The sequence below is a fragment of the Micromonospora phaseoli genome (genome assembly GCF_900109115.1).
Classification (GTDB): domain Bacteria; phylum Actinomycetota; class Actinomycetes; order Mycobacteriales; family Micromonosporaceae; genus Micromonospora; species Micromonospora phaseoli.
The window spans coordinates 87,895-104,857 of record NZ_FNYV01000005.1; the positions used below are offsets into that span (position 1 = coordinate 87,895).

19 protein-coding genes are annotated in these 16,963 nt (G+C 71.8%); 8 read left to right on the top strand and 11 right to left on the bottom strand.

From position 1 onward, the window contains the following. The first annotated feature begins 202 nt into the window (after nucleotides 1–202). Together BMY89_RS14595 and BMY89_RS14600 are read left to right on the top strand one after the other, a co-directional pair. On the top strand, nucleotides 203–1,525 hold the full coding sequence (locus BMY89_RS14595; protein ID WP_092380522.1) for a S1C family serine protease: 1,323 nt from the start codon (nucleotides 203–205) through the stop codon (nucleotides 1,523–1,525). A 74-nt stretch (nucleotides 1,526–1,599) separates the two neighbouring features. Continuing rightward, entirely contained in the window at nucleotides 1,600–2,022 is a 423-nt protein-coding gene (locus BMY89_RS14600; RefSeq protein ID WP_092380524.1) for a twin-arginine translocase TatA/TatE family subunit, read from the top strand. 13 nt (nucleotides 2,023–2,035) lie between these two features. Here the strand turns inward: BMY89_RS14600 and BMY89_RS14605 are convergent, their stop codons facing one another. From BMY89_RS14605 to BMY89_RS14615, 3 genes are all read right to left on the bottom strand, one after another. Further along, the gene (locus BMY89_RS14605) at nucleotides 2,036–3,184 is read right to left on the bottom strand and encodes an Mrp/NBP35 family ATP-binding protein (RefSeq protein ID WP_092380526.1); all 1,149 of its coding nucleotides are present in this window, start codon (nucleotides 3,182–3,184) and stop codon (nucleotides 2,036–2,038) included. A gap of 77 nt (nucleotides 3,185–3,261) precedes the next feature. Continuing rightward, nucleotides 3,262–3,894 carry a DUF1003 domain-containing protein gene (locus BMY89_RS14610; RefSeq protein ID WP_092380528.1) on the bottom strand — a complete coding sequence of 211 codons (633 nt, stop codon included), beginning with the start codon at nucleotides 3,892–3,894 and terminating at the stop codon, nucleotides 3,262–3,264. Continuing rightward, nucleotides 3,887–5,197 carry a magnesium transporter MgtE N-terminal domain-containing protein gene (locus BMY89_RS14615; RefSeq protein WP_092380529.1) on the bottom strand — a complete coding sequence of 437 codons (1,311 nt, stop codon included), beginning with the start codon at nucleotides 5,195–5,197 and terminating at the stop codon, nucleotides 3,887–3,889. Before BMY89_RS14615 ends, BMY89_RS14610 begins: the two co-directional genes overlap by 8 nt. Before the next feature lie 80 nt (nucleotides 5,198–5,277). Here BMY89_RS14615 and BMY89_RS14620 point away from each other — a divergent pair, with 80 nt between their 5' ends. Continuing rightward, nucleotides 5,278–6,147: a PhzF family phenazine biosynthesis protein gene (locus BMY89_RS14620; protein ID WP_092380530.1), complete on the top strand. Its 870-nt coding sequence runs from the start codon at nucleotides 5,278–5,280 to the stop codon at nucleotides 6,145–6,147. An 83-nt stretch (nucleotides 6,148–6,230) separates the two neighbouring features. Next, on the top strand, nucleotides 6,231–6,695 hold the full coding sequence (locus BMY89_RS14625; protein ID WP_092380815.1) for a hypothetical protein: 465 nt from the start codon (nucleotides 6,231–6,233) through the stop codon (nucleotides 6,693–6,695). Nucleotides 6,696–6,703: 8 nt separating this feature from the next. Here the strand turns inward: BMY89_RS14625 and BMY89_RS14630 are convergent, their stop codons facing one another. Beyond that, nucleotides 6,704–7,414: an HAD family hydrolase gene (locus BMY89_RS14630; RefSeq protein ID WP_092380531.1), complete on the bottom strand. Its 711-nt coding sequence runs from the start codon at nucleotides 7,412–7,414 to the stop codon at nucleotides 6,704–6,706. A gap of 98 nt (nucleotides 7,415–7,512) precedes the next feature. On the opposite strand from BMY89_RS14630, the gene BMY89_RS14635 reads away from it, so the two are divergent. Continuing rightward, nucleotides 7,513–8,484, top strand: a complete 972-nt coding sequence (locus BMY89_RS14635; RefSeq protein ID WP_372433284.1) for a DMT family transporter — start codon at nucleotides 7,513–7,515, stop codon at nucleotides 8,482–8,484. A 17-nt stretch (nucleotides 8,485–8,501) separates the two neighbouring features. Here BMY89_RS14635 and BMY89_RS14640 read toward each other — a convergent pair whose 3' ends face one another. Together BMY89_RS14640 and BMY89_RS14645 are read right to left on the bottom strand one after the other, a co-directional pair. Then, complete coding sequence (locus tag BMY89_RS14640; protein ID WP_092380533.1) at nucleotides 8,502–9,221, bottom strand: GNAT family N-acetyltransferase; 720 nt, start codon at nucleotides 9,219–9,221, stop codon at nucleotides 8,502–8,504. A gap of 96 nt (nucleotides 9,222–9,317) precedes the next feature. Next, nucleotides 9,318–10,142 (bottom strand): SDR family NAD(P)-dependent oxidoreductase, encoded by an 825-nt coding sequence (locus BMY89_RS14645; RefSeq protein ID WP_092380534.1) that lies wholly within the window; start codon nucleotides 10,140–10,142, stop codon nucleotides 9,318–9,320. A 128-nt stretch (nucleotides 10,143–10,270) separates the two neighbouring features. Between BMY89_RS14645 and BMY89_RS14650 the strand changes: the two genes are divergently transcribed. Continuing rightward, nucleotides 10,271–11,227, top strand: coding sequence for an HpcH/HpaI aldolase/citrate lyase family protein (locus BMY89_RS14650; RefSeq protein WP_092380535.1), 957 nt, complete (start codon nucleotides 10,271–10,273; stop codon nucleotides 11,225–11,227). Between the two features lie 51 nt (nucleotides 11,228–11,278). On the opposite strand, the gene BMY89_RS14655 is transcribed toward BMY89_RS14650, so the two are convergent. Then, a complete protein-coding gene (locus BMY89_RS14655) occupies nucleotides 11,279–11,851 on the bottom strand; it encodes a DUF4190 domain-containing protein (protein WP_092380536.1) in 573 nt (190 codons plus the stop codon). A 189-nt stretch (nucleotides 11,852–12,040) separates the two neighbouring features. Between BMY89_RS14655 and BMY89_RS14660 the strand changes: the two genes are divergently transcribed. Further along, on the top strand, nucleotides 12,041–12,877 hold the full coding sequence (locus tag BMY89_RS14660; protein ID WP_175510377.1) for an SDR family NAD(P)-dependent oxidoreductase: 837 nt from the start codon (nucleotides 12,041–12,043) through the stop codon (nucleotides 12,875–12,877). Nucleotides 12,878–12,881: 4 nt separating this feature from the next. Here the strand turns inward: BMY89_RS14660 and BMY89_RS14665 are convergent, their stop codons facing one another. Beyond that, on the bottom strand, nucleotides 12,882–13,418 hold the full coding sequence (locus tag BMY89_RS14665) for a DUF4190 domain-containing protein (protein ID WP_092380538.1): 537 nt from the start codon (nucleotides 13,416–13,418) through the stop codon (nucleotides 12,882–12,884). A gap of 234 nt (nucleotides 13,419–13,652) precedes the next feature. On the opposite strand from BMY89_RS14665, the gene BMY89_RS14670 reads away from it, so the two are divergent. Then, the gene (locus tag BMY89_RS14670; protein ID WP_092380539.1) at nucleotides 13,653–14,849 is read left to right on the top strand and encodes an acyl-CoA dehydrogenase family protein; all 1,197 of its coding nucleotides are present in this window, start codon (nucleotides 13,653–13,655) and stop codon (nucleotides 14,847–14,849) included. A 46-nt stretch (nucleotides 14,850–14,895) separates the two neighbouring features. On the opposite strand, the gene BMY89_RS14675 is transcribed toward BMY89_RS14670, so the two are convergent. From BMY89_RS14675 to BMY89_RS14685, 3 genes are read right to left on the bottom strand one after another with little or no spacing between them, the layout of a single operon-like run. Continuing rightward, a complete protein-coding gene (locus tag BMY89_RS14675; protein ID WP_092380540.1) occupies nucleotides 14,896–15,423 on the bottom strand; it encodes a DinB family protein in 528 nt (175 codons plus the stop codon). Between the two features lie 48 nt (nucleotides 15,424–15,471). After that, nucleotides 15,472–15,879 (bottom strand): CoA-binding protein, encoded by a 408-nt coding sequence (locus BMY89_RS14680; protein WP_092380541.1) that lies wholly within the window; start codon nucleotides 15,877–15,879, stop codon nucleotides 15,472–15,474. 42 nt (nucleotides 15,880–15,921) lie between these two features. Next, entirely contained in the window at nucleotides 15,922–16,962 is a 1,041-nt protein-coding gene (locus tag BMY89_RS14685) for an Rv2578c family radical SAM protein (protein ID WP_092380816.1), read from the bottom strand. Nucleotide 16,963: the final 1 nt, after the last annotated feature.

Sequence of the window (16,963 nt, forward strand, 5' to 3'; positions counted from 1 at the left end):
AGCGTGATGTGAAGGGCGAGTGGGCATTGTGACTCTAGAGGCGACCCGCTCTGAGCGCAGCCGGGCATCCACCCGCGGTGACAACCGCTGACCCCGCGCGGCGCATCCGTGCAATCCTGGAAGCGGTATCCCGTCGACCGCACCTCTGGCGGCGCCCGATCGCGGATCGTGGATACCGGGGGACGGGAGTGGGAGGCACCGAGTGACCGACGGCTGGGACTGGCGCCAGCCCGGCGCGAGCGGGGCACCGGCGGGGCAACCGGTGTCCGGACACCCGCTGGCCGGCGTACCCGCTGCGCCACCTGGCGGCGGTCACAGCGCCGAGTCGCCGTGGTGGTCCGACGCGCTCGCGGATCCGTGGCGGGACCCGAACGCCCCGACGGCGGTGGTGCTGCCCGCGGCAGTGGTCGCCGGCACCGAACCGGAACCGGTCACCGACCCGGACGCGCCCGGCCGACCGACGCTGCGTCAGATGCTGCTCGTCCCGCTGGTGATCGCCCTGCTCGCCGGTGCGCTCGGCGGTGCGCTCGGCTACGCCTTCGCCCTCCGGGCAGGTGCGGGCGGGCCGGTGCTCGGCGCGGCCCCGGGGCCGGTGCCCACGCTCGCGCAGCGCCCGCCGGAGTCGCTGGCCGGGGTCGCGGAACGCGTCCTGCCCAGCGTGGTCACCGTCCGGGTGGCCGGCGTGGGCGGCACCAGCGAGGGTTCCGGATTCATCGTCAGCGGCGACGGACACGTGATCACGAACGACCACGTGGTCGCCGGCGGCACCGGTAAGGCCTCAGTGATCTTCAACGACGGCAGCTCGGCCGCCGCGACCGTGGTGGGTCAGGACCCGGAGTCCGACATCGCAGTGATCAAGGTCTCGCGCAGTGGGCTGCGGCCGGTCGAGTTCGGTGACTCCGACGCGCTGGCGGTGGGCGATCCGGTGCTCGCCATGGGTTCCCCGCTGTCGCTGGCGAACACGGTCACCGCGGGGATCGTCAGCGCCCTGGACCGGACCATGCACGCCGGCGAGCCGGGTGGCCCGACGCGCTACTACGCCGCGATCCAGACCGACGCCGCGGTCAACCACGGTAATTCGGGCGGCCCGCTGGTCGACTCGGCGGGGCGGGTCATCGGGGTCAACTCCACGATCAAGTCCCTGGTCGCCGACGGCCAGGAGGCCGGCAACATCGGCCTGGCCTTCGCCATCCCGATCAACCAGGCCAAGCGGATCACGCAGGACATCATCGGCACCGGCAAGGCCCGTCGCACCGTGATCGGTGCCCAGGTCGGCGGACCCGGATCAAGCACCAACGGCGTCGGCGTACGCCTGGGGACGGTGGAGCCCGCCGGACCGGCCGCCGGTGCCGGGCTACGGGCCGGTGACGTGATCCTGAAGCTCAACGGCCGCCCGATGACCGAGCCGACCGACCTGATCGCCCTGGTCCGCAAGTACGCGCCCGGCTCGGTGGTGACGATCGAGTACCGGCGTGGCTCGACCCGCCAGAACGCCTCGGTGACCCTCGCCGCGGACGCGAAGTGATCTCGCGCCCTCTTCTGGCCGGGCCACCGACGTGCGTACTCTGGCTGCGGTAGCGGGGAGAGGAGGGCCGGAGGGTGTTCGAGAACCTGAACGTGTGGGAGGTCGGGGCGCTGCTGCTGCTGGCGCTGCTGATCTTCGGTGACCGACTGCCGGTGGTGATCACCGACGGCCTGCGGATGGTGCGCAACCTCCGCAACATGGCCCGCACCGCCACCACCGACCTGAGCAAGGAACTCGGCACCGACATCCAGTTGGAGGACCTGCACCCCAAGGCGTTCATCCGCAAGCACCTGCTCAGCGAGGAGGACGAGCAGGCGATCCGGAAGCCGTTGCAGGGCGTGTACGACGACCTCCGCGCGGACGTCTCCGGCGTGCACAACGAGCTCAAGGACGTCGCCACCGCAGCCGACCCGCGCCGGCCAGGGTCCTCCGCTGCGACGCGCACCGACGCGCCGGCTCCCCCGCCCCGTGCCGCCAGCTACGACGAGGTCACCTGACGCCTCGGTTCGCTCAGCGGCCGGCCGGCTTGAGGCCCAGCGGCTTGCCGATCAGGGATTCGCGGCGCACCGCGAGCCGGTCGGCGACCTGGTCCAGGGCCTTCGCCGCCGGAGAGTCCGGCTCGGCCAGCACGATCGGGTTCCCGTTGTCGCCCGCCTCGCGTACCCGGGTGTCGAGCGGCACCTGACCCAGCAGCGGCACCTGCGCACCGATGGTCTGCGTCAGCGAGTCAGCCACCGTCTGGCCGCCGCCGGCACCGAAGATCTCCATCCGGGAACCGTCCGGCAGTTCCAGCCAGGACATGTTCTCGATCACACCGACGATCCGCTGATGCGTCTGCAGGGCGATCGCGCCGGCCCGCTCGGCCACCTCGGCGGCGGCCGCCTGCGGAGTGGTGACCACCAGGATCTCGGCGTTCGGCAGCAGTTGGGCCAGCGAGATGGCCACGTCTCCGGTGCCCGGGGGCAGGTCGAGCAGGAGGACGTCGAGGTCGCCCCAGTAGACGTCGGCGAGGAACTGCTGCAACGCGCGGTGCAGCATCGGGCCGCGCCAGACCACGGCGGCGTTGCCGGCGGTGAACATGCCGATCGAGATGACCTTCACGCCGTGCGACTCCGGCGGCATGATCATGTCTTCGACGCGGGTGGGACGGCCGTCCGCGCCGAGCATCCGCGGCACGGAGTGGCCGTAGATGTCCGCGTCCACCACGCCGACGGCGAGGCCACGGGCGGCCAGCGCGGCGGCCAGGTTCACCGTCACGCTGGACTTGCCGACCCCACCCTTGCCGCTGGCCACCGCGTACACCCGGGTACGGGAGCCGGGCTGGGCGAACGGGATGACGGGCTCCTGGGAGGCGCCGCCGCCACGCAGTTTGGTCTGGAGCTCCTGGCGCTGCTCGGTGCTCATCACGCCGAACTCGATCTCGACGCCGGTGATCCCGCTCACCGCGCCCACCGCGGCGGTGATGTCCGCACGCAGCTTGTCCTTCAGCGGGCAGCCGGCCACGGTGAGCAGCAGCTCGACCCGGACCACGCCGTTCTGACCGACCTCGGCGGAGCGGACCATGCCGAGTTCGGTGATCGGCCGGTGGATCTCCGGGTCGTTGACGGTGGCCAGGGCGGCCTGAACTGCGTCGTTGACGGTGCTGACGGGAGCTGACATGCCGGCAATGTTACGTCGCTCGGGTCCGTCGCAGACGCCAGCCGCAGCCGGTGTGAGCGAGTCGATCAGGCCGGTGGTCAGTTCTCCGGAGCGCGGGGCGCCTCGGCGTCCTGGCGGCCACCACCGGAATGGTCACCGTCGACCTCGTCGCGGGGCTCCTCCAGCCCGCTCCGGCCGACCAGCGCCCCGGGGCCGCCCTCCCGCTGCCGGCGCTCCAGCCGCTGCCGTCGCTGCGCCGCCTCGTTGAGCTCCTCGGCCAACCGGGACAGCTCCGAGCGGACGAAGTCCCGGGTCGCCACCTCGCCCAGCGAGATCCGCAGCGCGGCGAGTTCACGGGCCAGGTACTCCGTGTCGGCCTTCTGCATGGTGGCCCTGCGTCGGTCCTCCTCCATCCCCACCCGGTCCCGGTCGGCCTGACGGTTCTGCGCCAGCAGGATCAGCGGAGCCGCGTACGACGCCTGGATGGAGAGCACCAGGGTGAGGAAGGTGAAGGTGTACGGGTCGAAGCGCAGTCCCGCCGGGGCGAGGGTGTTCCAGAGGAACCACGCGGTGATCACCAGCGTCATGTAGACGATGAAGTTCGCCGTACCCATGCCGCGTGCGATGCCCTCGGCCCACCGGCCGAAGGTCTCCTGGTCGACCCGGGGCAGCTTCAGCCCGCGAGGCTCCCGTGGGAGGTCCAGCCGCTCCCCCCGTCGCTGCTCACTCATGTTCACCGTCCGTCGCCGCGTCGGGGCCGGCCGCCCTGGTCGTCGCGTCCGGGTTGCTGCTCGCTGCCGCGTCCCGGTCCCGCCAGTCCCGCGGCAGCAGATGGTCCAGCACGTCGTCGACGGTGACCGCGCCCACCAGCCGGTTGTTCCGGTCGATCACCGGCATGGCCACCAGATCGTAGGTGGCCATCCGGAGGGTGATCTCCGGCAACGGCGTGGTCGTGTGCAGCGGGTCGATGTCGTTGACCACCACCCCGCCGAGCAGGTCGGCCGGCGGCTCCCGGAGCAGTCGCTGGAAGTGCACCATGCCGAGGTAGCGGCCGGTGGGGGTGGCCATCGGCGCGCGGGCCACGAACACCTGGGCGGCCACCGCCGGGGAGAGCTGCGGCTCCCGGATCCGGGCCAGCGCCTCGGCCACGGTCGCGTCGGGGGGCAGGATGACCGGTTCGGAGGTCATCACGCTGCCCGCCGTACCCGGCGTGTAGTGCAGCAACTGCCGCACCGAGTCGGCCTCGTCCGGCTCCATCAGGTCGAGCAGCACATCCTGCTCCGGTGGCGGCAGCTCGCCGAGCAGGTCGGCGGCGTCGTCCGGGTCCATCTCCTCCAGGATGTCGGCGGCCCGCTCGCGGTCCAGCGCGGCCAGGATCTCCACCTGGTCGCGCTCGGGCAGCTCGCTCAGCACGTCGGCGAGCCGCTCGTCGTCCAGGGCGGCAGCGACCTCGTTGCGGCGGGTGTCGGGCAGGTCCTGCAACGCGTTGGCCAGGTCGGCCGGGCGCATCTCCTCCAGCACCGCCAGCAGGTTGGCGGTGCCACGGGTGTCCGCCACGCCACTGAGACCGCGTACCTGGTCCCACTCGACCTGGTGCAGGTGGCCCCGGCGGGCCAACCGGCCGGTCTGCTCGCGTACCGCCACCCGGGCCAGCGACCACTCCCCACTGCGGTTGCACTCCATCGCCACATCCACCACCGTCGCCGCCCGGCCCTCGGGCGCGACCTGCACCCGGCGGTCCAGCAACTCCTGGAGCACCAGCAGCTCGTTGGGGCGCTTCTCGAACCGACGCAGGTTGAGCGTGCCGCTGCCCAGCACGATGGCGTCGGCGTCGACCGAGGTGATCCGGTTGATGGAGAGGAAGATCCGTCGACGCATCGGCATCTCGGCGACCAGGCCCACCACCTCGGGCGGACGTTGACTCGCCCGCAGCCGGGCGACCGCGTCGCGTACCCGGCCCACCTGGTCGCCGTTGGGGTCGAAGACCGCGACTCCGGCGAGGCGGGCGATGTACACCCGGGTCGGCGTGCTCACGGGCACCAGCCTAGGGCGTGGGCCGATGTCCCGGCCCTGCTGTGCCGTGGACAGACGCCAGAGGGCCTAGTGTTTATCACATGTCGACCTTGGCTTACGAGATCGTGGACGTCTTCACCGACCGTCCGTACGCCGGGAACCCGCTCGCGGTGGTGTTCGGCGCCGAAGGGTTGGCCACCGAGCAGATGCAGGCGCTGGCCCGGGAGTTCAACCTCTCGGAGACCGTCTTCGTGCTGCCCGCCACCCAGGTCGGCGCAACCTACCGGGCCCGGATCTTCACCCCGGTCGACGAACTGCCGTTCGCCGGTCACCCCAGCGTCGGCGCCGCGGTGACCGCCAGCCGGCGCGGTCTGTTCGCTACTGGGCAGGTCACCCAGGAGTGCGGTGCCGGGGTGCTGCCGATCGAGGTGACCGAGGACGCGGCCACCCTGACCGGTGGCACCCCCACCCTCGGGCCCGAGCTGGACCCGGAGCCGCTGCTGGAGATGGCCCGGCTGGGCGCCGGTGACCACCTCGGTCCGCCACCGCGGGTGGCCGGCTGCGGACTGGAGTTCCCGTTCCTGCCGGTACGCCCCGAGGCGCTGGCTCGAGCCGAGGTCGACCCGGTGGCGGCACGGCGATACGGGATCGAGCATGTCAGCGTCTTCTCCTGGGACGCGCCGACGCAAACCGCGCACGCCCGGGTCTTTGTTCCCGGTCTCGGCGTACCGGAGGACCCGGCGACCGGGTCGGCGGCGCTCGGCCTCGGGGTGTGGCTGGTCGCCAGCGGACTGCTGCCCGGCGACGAACGATCGTCGTACACCGTCCGGCAGGGCGTCGAGATGGGCCGGCCGTCCTTGTTGGCCTGCACGGTTACTGCGGCCGGCGGCACCGTGCTGGGCGCGAGCGTCGCCGGTCAGGTGATGTCGGTGGCGCGGGGGGAGATCATGGTCCCGCCGTTCGTCGGCTGAGCGGGCGGCACGGACCGGCCCGGGTAGGAGAGGATGCGGCGGTGACCGACGAGCGTGACAGCAGCCCATTGGTGGACGAGGCGATGAAGAAGGCCTCGGTGGCCTGGGTCGCGGTGGCCGGTGGCCCGTCGCTCGCCCTGTGGTGCGTGCCGCTGGAGGGCGCGCTGTTCGTGGTCAGCGGCCCCGGTGAGCAGGCCGCCCCCGGCCTGGCCGAGGCGGCCGAGGCTCAGGTGACGCTCCGCGGTGACCACGGCGGCCGGATCGTCACCTGGCCGGCGCGGGTGACCCGGGTGTCCCCGGGCACCGAGGAGTGGGAGACGCTGGCCCCGCTGGTGGGTGCCAAGCGGTTGAACTCCCGAGGTGCCACCGTGGACCTGGTGGCGCGCTGGGCGGCCGAGGGTTGCGCGCTGGTCCGGCTCGCTGCCGCCGGCGAGCCGGAGCACGGCAGCGGGCTGCCGGCCGGTTCGTTGGCCGAGCGGCCCCGGCCGTCGCCGGCCGTGCGGGCCACCCGCAGGCCGTTCCGGTTGCACCGGGTCCGGCGTCGCTGAGGCGCGACTCACGACGGCACGCCCACCGGTGCGGTGATCTCCTCGACCAGGTCGAGCACCCCGCTCAGGGTGCCCAGCACCGGACCGGTCCAGTCGGCGTCGAGGTTGAAGACCAGATGGTCGGCAAGGTCAGGCGCGGCCAGCCGGACGGCGCTCATCCCGGCGCGCCGCGCGCCGGTCAGTTCCTGGCTGCCGCCGTCACCCAGGTAGAGGCAGTCCTGCGGGTGCAGGCCCAGCCGCGCGCAGGCGGCCAGGTAGAGCGCGGCGTCGGGTTTGCACCGTCCCACCTGTATGGAGAAGACCCGGACGTCGAGCAGCGGGGCGATCACCAACTCCGGCAGGAACAGCGGCAGCTCGTGGGTGCAGTCGCTGATCACACCGGTACGCACGCCCCGCTGCCGAAGCGCCCGCAGGGTCGACACCGCGTCGTCTCGCAGCCGGGTGTCCGCGCGTACGGCCCGGTGCCGGGCGGCGACCGCCGCCCGCAGCACCTCCTCGGACGGGCGGACGCCGGCCTGCTCACACACCCACCGCAGGGTGGCCTCGGCGCTGCCGAAGCGCCCGCAGGCGCGTTCGTAGAAGCTGCGGTCGAGCACCTGCACGAAGGTGTCCGGCGGGCAGCCGAGCATCTCTGCGGTGCGGCGATGACCGGCGCCACGCTGGACCGGACGGGTCAGCGTGCCGAAGAAGTCGAACAGCACCGCCTGGAACCTGGGCATCGGGAACTGCCTCCGGGCGGATGAGGGGAGCCCCGGCGAGGACGCCGGTGATCGTAACCGAAGGCTGACGGAAAGTGGTGACCGGTGACGTGTGAGGATTGCGTCTCGTGTCCCCCGAACCCCAACGTCCGCCGCTGGACCTGTTGACCGGCGGAGCGCTGGCGCTCGCCGTCGTGGCCGTCTCGTCCTCGGCTCCGCTGATCGCCTTCGCCGCCGCACCTGCCCTGGCCATCGCGTTCTGGCGCAACGTGCTGGCCCTCGCCGTGCTGGGTCCGTTCGCCGTCGCCCGGCGCCGGACCGAATTCCGGTCCCTGGTCAGCGGGGTCGGCCGGCGCGACGGCATGTTCTGCGTGCTGTCCGGGGTGGCGCTGGCGGCGCACTTCGCCACCTGGATGCCGAGTGCGAAGCTCACCTCGGTGGCTGCGGCGACAGCGCTGGTCGCGACCCAGCCGGTCTGGCAGGGCCTGATCGCGAGGGCTCAGGGGCGCCGACTGCCGGCCGGTGTCTGGGCCGGTATCGGCGTGGCGGTCGTCGGTGCGGTGCTGGCGACCGGGGCGGACTTCACGGTGTCCGCCGAGGCCTTCACGGGCGACCTCCTCGCGGTCGCCGGAGGTCTGTTCGCGGCGGTGTACACCGCGTTGGGCGAGCGCGCCCGGGTCACGGTGAGCACCGCCACCTACACCACCATCTGCTACGGGGTGTGCGGGCTGATTCTGCTGGTCGTCTGCCTGGTCGGCCGGGTGCCGCTGGGTGGCTTCGACACCGAGACCTGGCTGGCCGTGCTGGCCCTGGTCGCCGGAGCCCAACTGCTCGGCCATTCGATGTTCAGCTACGCGTTGCGGCGGATCTCGGCCACCACGGTCAGCGTGCTGATCCTGCTGGAGGCCCCCGGCGCCGCCCTGATCGGCTGGGCGTGGCTGGGCCAGCTGCCCGACCCGGTGACGCTGCCCGGCCTGTCGCTGCTGCTGGTGGGCGTCGCGGTGGTGGTGCTGTCCACCGCCCGTACGGCCCGCCGCGCGCGACAGGTGAGCACGGCCGTCCCCGCCGACGCGGCTCCCCTGCGCGACTGAGGGCGGCCGGCTTACGGTCAGACCTCGTGCACTTCCAGCACCCGGGTCGTCGGCGCGGCCTCGCCCAGCATGGTCCGCAGGGCGGTCCGCTCCGGATCGGCCAGGGCCGCCTCGTAACCGGCCCGGGTGTCGAACCGGATGATGTGCGCCTCGGTACGCCCGTCGCCGGTGCGCAGCCGCCGCTCCACCCGCCCGCCGTAGCGCGGCAGCAGCGAGAGCACGGTGTCCTCGTACTGCTGACCGGCCTCGACCGCGGCGGCCGGGATCTCGACCAGCGCGACCAGACGCACCGCGGCGGCCGAGTCGGTGACCAGCGACTTCCAGAACTGGTGGTCGACGTGGCCACCTGGGATGCCCTCCCGGCGACCGGTGTCGAGGTAGCCGTGTCGGCGGTAGAAGTCGGGGGCCTGGAAGGAGAACGAGGCGACCGAGATCTCGGTGCAGCCGCGGCGGCGGGCCTCTTCCTCGGCCGCCGCCAGCAGCCGGCCGCCCCAGCCCTCGCCCCTGCGGTCCGCACGGACCCAGACCATGTTGATCCCGGCGCAGGCCCCCCAGCTCCACCCGGTCAGCCCGGCCACCAGTTCACCGTCCGCGCCGGTGACCCGAACGGAGAGATCCGCCTCGTCGTCGGCGCCGGTCGCCTGCTGGTTGAAGGCGGTCAGCTCCGCCTCCAGCCGAGCGGCCAGCTCCTCGTCCTTGCCGAACACCTGCAGGCTGGTGCTCCCGGTCGTGGTCATGCCGCGGAGTATCGCAACGTCACCTGATTCCCGCGACCCCGTCCCGCTGCGGTCGAGCACCGCGACCCCGTCGCGCTGCGGTCGAGCCGTACCGGCTCAGGCGGTGATGCCGACGGCGGCGGCGCTGGCCGTCCAGAGTCGGGCCGCGAGTCGCGGGTCGGCCGCCTTGGGCAGTGGGCGGCGCGGTCGGCAGTCGAAGTAGTAACCGCCGTCGTTCAGCCGGGACCGGTCCTGGTTGGCCAGCCACACCAGCGTCTGCGCCCCCTTTACCGGGTCGCGCAGCGGCAGCAGGCGCATGCCCAGGGCGACGACCCGGCTCTCGTTGCCGAAGCGGGTGCGCACCACGCCGGGGTGGAAGCAGTACGCGTCGACCGCCGGCCACCTGCGTGCCGCCTCCGCGGTGAACAGGATGTTCGCCTGTTTGCTGGTGCCGTACGCGGACAGCGGGCGGTAGCGGCGCAGCGGCGCGTTGAGGTCGTCGGGGTCGAGTGTGCCGCTGCGATGAGCGCCGGAGGCGGTGACCACCATCCGGCGGACCCGGTCGGCCAGCAGGTTGCCGAGCAGGAAGGGCGCCAGGTGGTTGGCCTGGATGGAGAGCTCGAAACCGTCGACCGTGGTGATCGGCTGGAGCACGATCGCGCCGGCGTTCTGGGCCAGCACGTCGATCCGGTCGTACGCCGCGCGCAGCTGCCCGGCCACCTGCCGGACGTCGTCGAGCACGGCGAAGTCGGCGCGGAACACCTCGGGCCGCTCCCCGGACGCCTCGCGTACCTCCTCGGCGGCGGCCCGCAGCCGGGACGGATCCCGGCCGACCAGCACCACCTGGTCACCACGGCACGCGAGGTCGATGGCGGCGGCCAGCCCGATGCCGGAACTGGCACCCGTGACGACCACCAGTCGGCGCCCAGTGAGATCTTCCACAGGTCCATTCACCCCGGTCACGGCACGAGGTTACCGTGAGGTCACAAGCACCTTTGGGATCGTTAAGTTCCCGGGTTTTCTCAGGTGGCGGCGGCGGGTCCGCCGCACCCGGCGAAGGAGCGCAGTCAATGGCCGCTGTTGGGCGTCCCCGACGGTCCTGTCTGGCCGTGCCCGGATCGAGCGTCAAGATGCTCGGCAAGGCCCAGGGCCTGCCGGCCGACCAGGTCTTCCTCGACCTGGAGGATGCCGTCGCGCCGCTGGCCAAGCCGGATGCCCGGAAGAACATCGTGGCCGCGCTCAACGAGGGTGACTGGGCCGGCAAGACCCGGGTCGTCCGGGTGAACGACCTCACCACGCCATGGACCTACCGGGACGTGATCGACGTGGTGGAGGGCGCGGGCGCCAACCTCGACTGCGTGATGCTGCCCAAGGTGCAGGACGCGGCGCAGGTGCAGTGGCTGGATATGACGCTCACCCAGTTGGAGAAGACGCTCGGCCTGCCGGTGGGCCGGATCGGCATCGAGGCGCAGATCGAGAACGCGGCCGGCCTGGTCAACGTCGACGCCATCGCCGCCGCCTCGCCCCGCGTCGAGACCATCATCTTCGGACCGGCCGACTTCATGGCCTCGATCAACATGAAGTCGCTGGTGGTCGGCGGGCTCATCCCGGGCTACCCGGGGGACCCGTACCACTACATCCTGATGCGCATCCTGATGGCCGCCCGGATGCACGACAAGCAGGCCATCGACGGCCCGTTCCTGCAGATCCGGGACACCGACGCGTTCCGTGAGGTGGCGAAGCGCTCGGCGGCGCTCGGTTTCGACGGCAAGTGGGTACTGCACCCCGGGCAGATCGATGCCGCGAACGAGGTCTACTCGCCGGCCCAGGCCGACTACGACCACGCCGAGTTGATCCTCGACGCGTACGAGCACTACACCTCGGAGGCGGGCGGCCGGCTCGGCGCGGTGATGCTCGGCGACGAGATGATCGACGAGGCGTCCCGCAAGATGGCGTTGGTGATCGCGGCCAAGGGACGGGCCGCCGGCATGACGCGTACCTCGGCCTTCACCCCGCCCGCCGAGTAGCCGTCGCAGCTCGCCTGTCTGCCCCGGCGGCCGGGGCAGACAGGCGAGGGTTCAGACGTTCGACGAGTTCGCGATGGCGAAGGCGATCGCGACCGCGTACCCGATGAGCACCAGGGCGAGCAGGCCGGTGAGGATCCAGCCGACGATGATGGCCGCCTTCGCCATTCCCTCGCCGCCCTCGCCGGTCTCCCGGATCTGGCGCATGGCCACGTGTCCCATGATCGCGCCGATCGGGGCGGTGATGCACGAACCGATTCCGATCAGGGAGAGCACCAGGGCGACGATGGCCATGGAGTTCGTCTTCTGCTGCGGGTAGCCGTACCCCGGCGGGGGATAGCCGTAGCCGGGCGGGGCCGGCGGGTATCCGGGAGGCTGGGCGGGCGGGTATCCGGCCGGCGGGTACGGCGCGGCGGCCGGCGCGCCGAGGTCCGACTTCATGCCGGCGTACGGGTCGGCCGGCGGCTGGTAGGGGTCGGCGACCGGCTGGTACGGGTCGTACCCGGTCGGCTGCGACGGCACCGGTGGCTGTGGGCTCACCGGCATGGTCGGGTCGACGGGCGGGCTGGAAGGGTGGCCGGTCGACGCGGGGTCGGGCCAGCCGCCGGACGGCGGGGGCTGTGTCATCGGGTTCTCTTCCGTCGCGTTGCTGTGGCGCAGTCAGGGTAATCACCGGCGGGCAATTCGCGACGCGCCCGACACCGGGTGCGCGTTGCCCGGCGCGGCAGCAGAGGGCAGGATCTCGGCATGGGGATTGACGCACGCGCGGCCGACCGTTCCGGCAACAGAGCGAGACGGGACGTCAGCCGGCCGGGTGTGGCCCGGCGCTCCCGCCCCGTCGCGACGCCCGGGCCTGCCGACCAGGATGCACCGGCGGCGCTACCCGAGCCGGTGACGATGCGGTTGGACGGAAAGGTCGCGCTGGTGACCGGGGCAGGTAGCCCGGACGGCATCGGGTACGCCACCGCGCGCCGGCTGACCGATCTGGGCGCCCGGGTGGCGATCGTCTCGACCACGAGGCGCATCCACGAACGGGCCGGCGAACTCGGCGTGATCGGCTTCGTCGCCGACCTGACCGACGAGTCCGAGGTGGGCGCGCTGGCCGACGCCGTCGCCGAGCAGCTCGGTGACGTCGAGGTGCTGGTCAACAACGCCGGCCTGGCCAGCCGGGCAAGCCCGGAGGTGCTGCGCCCGGTCGCCCAGCTCAGCTACGACGAGTGGCGCGGCGAGATCGACCGGAACCTGACCACGGCCTTTCTGTGCAGCCGGGCGTTCATCGGCGGGATGGCCGAGCGTGGCTGGGGCCGGATCGTGAACCTGGCGGCGACCGCCGGGCCGGTCAACGCGCAGCCCACCGAGGCGGCGTACGCGGCGGCCAAGGCGGGCGTGGTGGGGCTGACCCGGGCGTTGGCGATGGAGATGATCGCCGACGGGGTGACCGTCAACGCGGTGGCTCCGGGCACCATCTACACCGCCGCCTCGACGATGGCCGAGATCAAGCAGGGCCTGGGTACGCCGGTGGGGCGGCCCGGCACGCCGGACGAGGTGGCCGCCGCGATCACGTTCCTCTGCTCGCCGGCCGCGTCGTACATCACCGGTCAGATGCTGGTGGTCGACGGCGGCAACAGCGTCCGGGAGTCCCAGTTCCGCTGAGCGGTCAGGTGTTGGTGCCGTCGGAGCCGGCCCAGATCGCCAGCGCGAGCCAGCCGCAGCAGGCCACCAGGAAGATGCCGGTGAAGACGTAGCTGAGGATCAGGCCCCAGGTGGCCAGCTGTTCGCCGTCCTCACCGCTGGTACGCAGCTGCCGTTTGGCCAGATGTCCGAGGGCGATGCCGGCGGGGGCGAAGACGAACGCGAAGACCAGCGACAGGATCGCGAGCACGTTGGTGCCGCCACCGCCGCCCTGGGGAGACGGCGGGCCGTACTGCCCGTAGGGCACCTGTGGGGCGTACGGGGGTTGCTGCCCCCACTGCTGGCCGTGCGGTGGCTGGCCCGGGTGCTCGTACGACGGCTGCCCGTACGCCGGCTGGCCCGGCTGCTCTCCGTATGACGGTGGCCCAGGCTGCTGCCCGTATGACGGCTGGTCCGGCTGCTGCCCGTAGGGCTGGCCGTACTGGGGCTGACCGGACGGCTGCCCGCCGGGAGGTGGTTCGTAGGGCGACGGCGGCTGGTCCGGCTCCGGTGGTTGGCTCACGCTCTCCTCCTCCGTGCCGCCCGGCGGCTCCGCGGCGCCGTTCGCTCTGACCGACGAGGCTTCAGGGCCGTACGCCCTGGCGGTTGGCCCCCCATTGCGGGACGCTACCCGCAGCGGTGAACCTTTTCACAGCGGTTGTATGGACTGGTCACCTTGGCCGCGCCGGCCCGCCGACCGATACTGATCGAGCGTTTAGTTACCAACGAGTAAGGTGTCGATTCCCCGGAGGCTGAGATGGCTCGACTGGCCCAGACGCCCGGCCTGACCGACGAGCAGCGGTCGATCCTGGAGACCGTCCGGGAGTTCGCGGACAAGGAGATCATCCCGCACGCGCAGCGCCTGGAACACGCCGACGAGTACCCGGCGGACATCCTCGACGGGATGAAGGAGATGGGCCTGTTCGGCCTCACCATCGCCGAGGAGCACGGCGGTCTCGGCGAGTCCCTGCTGACCTACGCCCTGGTGGTGGAGGAGCTCTCCCGGGGCTGGATGTCGATCTCCGGCATCGTCAACACGCACTTCATCGTGGCGTACCTGATCTCGCAGCACGGCTCCGCCGAGCAGCAGGCCCGGCTGCTGCCGAGAATGGCCACCGGCGAGGTGCGCGGCGCCTTCTCCATGTCGGAGCCGGAGTGCGGCTCCGACGTCTCGGCGATCAAGTCGAAGGCGGTCCGCGACGGCGACAACTTCGTCATCAACGGCCAGAAGATGTGGCTGACCAACGGCGCGTACTCCTCGGTGGTGGCCACCCTGGTCAAGACCGACACCGGCGCCGACTCGGTCTACGGCAACATGAGCACCTTCCTGTTGGAGAAGGAGCCCGGCTTCGGCGAGACCGCTCCCGGCCTGACCATCCCCGGCAAGATCGACAAGATGGGCTACAAGGGCGTCGAGACCACCGAGATGGTGCTCGACGGCGTCACCGTCCCCGACACCGCCGTCCTCGGCGGCGCGGACCGGGTCGGCCGGGGCTTCTACCAGATGATGGACGGCATCGAGGTGGGCCGGGTCAACGTCGCCGCCCGCGCCTGCGGCATCGCCATCCGCGCCTTCGAGTTGGCCGTCGGGTACGCCCAGCAGCGCCGGACCTTCGGCCAGCCGCTGGCGAAACACCAGGCCATCGCCTTCAAACTCGCCGAGATGGGCACCAAGATCGAGGCGGCGCACGCCCTGATGGTCAACGCCGCCCGGCTCAAGGACGCCGGCCAGCGCAACGACGTCGAGGCCGGGATGGCCAAGCTGCTCGCCTCGGAGTACTGCGCGGAGGTCGTCCAGGAGGCGTTCCGCATCCACGGCGGCTACGGCTACTCCAAGGAGTACGAGATCGAGCGGCTGATGCGGGAGGCGCCGTTCCTGCTCATCGGCGAGGGCACCTCGGAGATCCAGAAGACGATCATCTCCCGGGGCCTGCTCCGCGAGTACAAGCTCTGAAGGAAGGGCCCCCTGTTAACGCCTCCGGTATAGCAGGGGCCCCCTGTTAACGCCCGGCAGGTTGCGCGGCGCGCGTCAGTCGGAGTTGGCCGATCTCGGCCACGTTCTTCATCAGTTCGGCGTTGACCCACCCCAGCAACTGCGCGACGGTGTGCCCGCTCTCCGCCGGCCAGGGAAAAGCGGCGGTGGTGTCGAGGTCGTCGTCGGTCAGGGCGTCGGTCAGGGTCAGCCACCGCTCGCGCAGCTCGCGCAACCAGCTCACGGTCTCCTCTCCCGGCCCTGGCCAGTCGACGTCCTCGCGCTTCGGGACGGGCCGCCCGTGCAACTGGTCGATGGCCGCGCTCCACCACCAGCCGAGGTGCCAGGTGAGCCAGGCGATCGTGGGTACCGGGACCGGATCGGGTTCGGTGTCCGCCCAGTCCGGCGTCCAGGCTCCCTCGGAGCCTCGGTGCATGGTCCAGCTGAGTTCGGCTGGTTCCCAGCAGAAGTCCGTCGGTTCGAGCCGTTCGAGGTGGTACTCGAACAGCGACCAGGTCAGGTCGAACTGCCACCGCAGGAGGGCCCGGCAAGACATCGGCACCCGGAAAGGATGCTGGTCACCGCCGCCGAGGTCTACTGGAATTCAGTTCGCGCGGGTCAGTCCGGCGGCGGCGCGCTCCACGATGAGGCAGCGGTTCTCCACGTAGTCGACGCCGGCCTCCTCGGCGATCCGCCGGGCCGGTGGCGAGACGATGCCGAGCTGCAACCACACCGCCGGGGCCCCGATCGCCACCGCCTCACGGACCACGTCCACGGCGTCCTCCGCCGGCCGGAACACGTCGACCAGGTCGACCGGGTGCGGAATGTCGGCCAGGGACCGGTACACCGGCTCGCCGAACAGCTCGTCCGCGATCGGGTTGACCGGAATGATGCGCCAGCCGTACCGCTGCATCTCGGCCGGTACCCGGTAAGCGGCCTTGGCTGGGTCGCGTGAGGCGCCCACGACGGCGATCACGGCGGAGTCGGCGAGGATCTGCTGGGCGGAGCGCACCCGCCGACTCTAGCCGCGCCACCGCCGGCCGATTCCGGCAGGTCAGAGCAGGCTCAGCTGCTCAGGCGCCGGCGTCGGGGGCGGCACGTCGCGGTGTTCGCCGCGCTCGGGCCGGATCAGGCCGTGGCGGCGGGCGGCGATGCGTACCCGTGCGGTCAGTTCCCGTTGGTACGACTGGGGCGCGTAGGAGCCCGACCGGTAGAGCTCGCGGTAGCGGGGCACGAGCCGCGGGTGCTCCCGGGCGATCCAGCCCGCGTACCACTCCCGGGCGCCGGGGCGCAGGTGCAGCGGTAGCGGGGTCACGCTGGCCGCCCCGGCGGCCGCGATCGCCGCGACGGTGGCCTCGATGGACTCGTCGGAGTCGCTGAGGCCGGGCAGGATCGGTGCCATCAACACGCCGACCTCGAAGCCGGCGTCGGCGAACTGGCGTACGGCGTCGAGACGTCGGCGTGGGCCCGGTGTCCCCGGCTCGACCGACCGCCACAACGCTTCGTCGACGGCCCCCACCGAGAAGGCGATGCCGACCCGGGTGACCTCGGCCGCCTGCCGCAGCAGCGGCAGGTCACGCAGGATCAGGGTGCCCTTGGTCAGGATCGAGAAGGGGTTCGCGAAGTCGCGCAACGCCTCGATGATCGGTGGCATCAGCCGGTAGCGGCCCTCGGCCCGCTGGTAGCAGTCGACGTTGGTGCCCATCGCCAGGTGCGCACCCCGCCAGCGCGGCGCGGCCAGCTCGCGGCGTACCAGCTCGCCCGCGTTGACCTTGACGATCACCCGCCGGTCGAAGTCCGCCCCGGCGTCGAAGTCAAGGTAGGTGTGGGTATTTCGGGCAAAGCAGTAATAGCACGCATGGCTGCATCCGCGGTACGGGTTGATCGTCCACTCGAAGGGCACCCGGGACGTGCCGGGGACCCTGTTGAGGATCGACTTGGCGCGCACCTCGTAGAAGGTCATCCCGGCGAAGTCCGGGGTGTCGAAGGTGCGGACGACCGCGTCGGGCAGCGCCAGCGGCAGGGGTGGCGTCGCTGGCGCTGCCCGTCCGGGAACTCCCTCAACCGGGGGAGCGGTGAGGTTGTCCCAGCGCATG

Bases quoted from the DNA above. Each gene is read 5' to 3' on its own strand.
- BMY89_RS14605 (WP_092380526.1), bottom strand. From the start codon at position 3,184: ATGTCAGCTCCCGTCAGCACCGTCAACGACGCAGTTCAGGCCGCCCTG.
- BMY89_RS14610 (WP_092380528.1), bottom strand. From the start codon at position 3,894: ATGAGTGAGCAGCGACGGGGGGAGCGGCTGGACCTCCCACGGGAGCCT.
- BMY89_RS14620 (WP_092380530.1), top strand. From the start codon at position 5,278: ATGTCGACCTTGGCTTACGAGATCGTGGACGTCTTCACCGACCGTCCG.
- BMY89_RS14625 (WP_092380815.1), top strand. From the start codon at position 6,231: ATGAAGAAGGCCTCGGTGGCCTGGGTCGCGGTGGCCGGTGGCCCGTCG.
- BMY89_RS14630 (WP_092380531.1), bottom strand. From the start codon at position 7,414: ATGCCCAGGTTCCAGGCGGTGCTGTTCGACTTCTTCGGCACGCTGACC.
- BMY89_RS14640 (WP_092380533.1), bottom strand. From the start codon at position 9,221: ATGACCACGACCGGGAGCACCAGCCTGCAGGTGTTCGGCAAGGACGAG.
- BMY89_RS14650 (WP_092380535.1), top strand. From the start codon at position 10,271: ATGGCCGCTGTTGGGCGTCCCCGACGGTCCTGTCTGGCCGTGCCCGGA.
- BMY89_RS14655 (WP_092380536.1), bottom strand. From the start codon at position 11,851: ATGACACAGCCCCCGCCGTCCGGCGGCTGGCCCGACCCCGCGTCGACC.
- BMY89_RS14670 (WP_092380539.1), top strand. From the start codon at position 13,653: ATGGCTCGACTGGCCCAGACGCCCGGCCTGACCGACGAGCAGCGGTCG.
- BMY89_RS14675 (WP_092380540.1), bottom strand. From the start codon at position 15,423: ATGTCTTGCCGGGCCCTCCTGCGGTGGCAGTTCGACCTGACCTGGTCG.
- BMY89_RS14685 (WP_092380816.1), bottom strand. From the start codon at position 16,962: ATGCGCTGGGACAACCTCACCGCTCCCCCGGTTGAGGGAGTTCCCGGA.